Here is a 700-nt window from a genome sequence, read left to right as displayed (position 1 = left end):
GCCCAGCGGGAATTCGGCGTCATCGGCACCGCGCTCGTAGTCGTTGACGGTGTGCGCGCCGCGGCATTCGTGGCGGGCGGCAGCCGAGGTCATGGTAGCCTGGGCGGCCTCGATCAGGTTGTCGACCTCGAGCGCTTCGATGCGCGCGGTGTTGAAGACCTTGGACTTGTCTTTCAGCGTGATGTTGGCGACGCGCTGGCGCATCGCGTTGATCTTGCGCACGCCTTCGTCCATGCTGGCCTGGGTACGGAACACGCCCGCGTGCTGCTGCATGGTCGCGCGCAGGTCGTTGGCCACGTCCTGGGCGTATTCGCCCGTGGTGCTGGCGTCCAGGCGCGCCAGGCGTGCCAGGGTCTTGTCAGCAGCGTCCTTAGGCAGCGGCTTGTGCTCGGCCTTGGTGTCGAGATTGGCGACGATGTGGTTACCGGCCGCGCGGCCGAACACCAGCAGGTCGAGCAGCGAGTTGGTACCCAGGCGGTTGGCGCCGTGCACCGAGACGCAGGCGCATTCGCCGACCGCGTACAGGCCGTTGACGACTGCCTGGCCACCGTTGCCGTCGGGGGTGACGACCTGGCCGTGGATGTTGGTCGGGATGCCGCCCATCTGGTAGTGGATGGTCGGCACGACCGGAATGTCTTCCTTGGTGATGTCGACGTTGGCGAAGTTGACGCCGATCTCGTAGACCGAGGGCAGGCGCTTG

General features: G+C 66.6%; 1 protein-coding gene. It reads right to left on the bottom strand.

The window, feature by feature from the left end; translation table 11 throughout:
* Nucleotides 1-700, bottom strand: a 700-nt coding sequence (locus C6P61_RS17475) for an FAD-binding protein (RefSeq protein WP_146115105.1), incomplete at both ends; no start/stop codon positions are given.

This window comes from Malikia spinosa (assembly GCF_002980625.1).
GTDB lineage: Bacteria > Pseudomonadota > Gammaproteobacteria > Burkholderiales > Burkholderiaceae_C > Malikia > Malikia spinosa.
Note: the sequence above shows the minus strand (reverse complement) of the source record. Positions and strands in the feature narration are given on the sequence as shown.